Below are 1324 nucleotides of genomic sequence, written 5' to 3'. Positions count from 1 at the left end.
CCCCGTCAAGAGCCCAAGTGCGATAGCGTGCATGAGTGGTTGCAAAACCGCCCAACCCACGCGCTCGCAGACTCCCACCTGGAGCGGATCGTTGAATCTGCGCCAGTCGAGTGGCAGGACGCATTGCGCAAGCGGTATGCCTATGTGGAGCTGACCCCTAAGAACGACCCCAAAGGCCAGGCCGACAAATCCATCCGGTTGATAAAGCGCGGCACTGACGCTTATGACAAGTGGGAACTGCAGCAAGCGCCCGAGAGCTTCCGCGCCTGGGATCGTATGCAGGCGATGGCCGACTTTGAAGACAAGTTTGGCGCTGCCCTGCGCTTTAACTTGAGTGACGAAGAGATCCGCGATTGGGCCAACAAGCTGGTGTTTGATGTGGATGAGCTGGACGCCTGGGCCGCTGTAGCCGGTGTTCCGCTGCATGCCCGCGTGGACATGGTGCGCAAGATCGCGCGCGTGATCGGCATCACTGAAGAACAGCCCATCAAAGGTGAGCCAGCAATCAAGCGGGCTAAAGACCCAAAGTGGTGGCGCCGGCGCTTGCGCAGCCACGTTGCCCGCGTGGTGGAGGCTGGTTTTATCAGCATGGGCCAGGTGCATTTGCGTGAAGGCAAATATGTCAGCAACGCAGGCATGACCCGCCGCCGCCAGCAGGTGGCGCGCAATGCTGCAACGCTGCAGCAAACGCTGTTCACCAACGAAGCGGGCCAGGTCTACAACCTGGGGGAACTGGCGGCGCTGGGCACCAGCAACCCGCTGGTGCGCGGTGGCGAGTTGATGACCCGCATCCGGGGTGCCGAAGAGTACGCAGATCAGCGGGCGCATGTGGGCTTGTTTGTCACCTTGACGGCCCCCAGCCGCTTCCATCCCATCACGGTGGGCGGTGGAACACCCGTGCGCAATAAGAATTACAAGGGCGCAACGCCACGCGATGCGCAGTTGTGGCTGCGTGACAAGTGGACAAAACCCCGCGCAAGCCTGAACCGCCAAGACGTGCGCCCCTACGGCCTACGTGTTGCAGAGCCCCACCACGATGGCACCCCACATTGGCACGCTCTGTTCTGGGTGGAGACGGAAGCCCAAGCGGAGCTGTTGGAAGAGACCATTCGGCACTACTGGCTGAGCGATGGCGGTGACGAACCCGGCGCCAAGCAGAACCGCGTCAACATCAAGCGCATGGTGTCGGGTGGTGCTGCGGGCTATGTGGCTAAGTACATATCGAAATCTGTTGGCCACCATGCGCTGGCCGAGCATTACGACTTGGTGGACGGTGAGCTGATCGAAATGCGAATGACAGCCCCCGCACCTGATGGCGAGGCCG

At 61.4% G+C, this 1324-nt stretch carries 1 protein-coding gene; it reads left to right on the top strand.

Features of this window, described 5'->3' with window-relative positions:
• Positions 1-39: 39 nt before the first annotated feature.
• Positions 40-1324 (top strand): replication endonuclease (locus H928_RS25710; protein WP_306729880.1); only part of this gene is annotated, 1285 nt, incomplete at its 3' end.

This window comes from Comamonas sp. B-9 (genome assembly GCF_000410635.1).
In the GTDB taxonomy this organism is placed as follows: domain Bacteria; phylum Pseudomonadota; class Gammaproteobacteria; order Burkholderiales; family Burkholderiaceae_C; genus Comamonas.
This window is presented reverse-complemented; position numbering and strand designations above follow the sequence as displayed.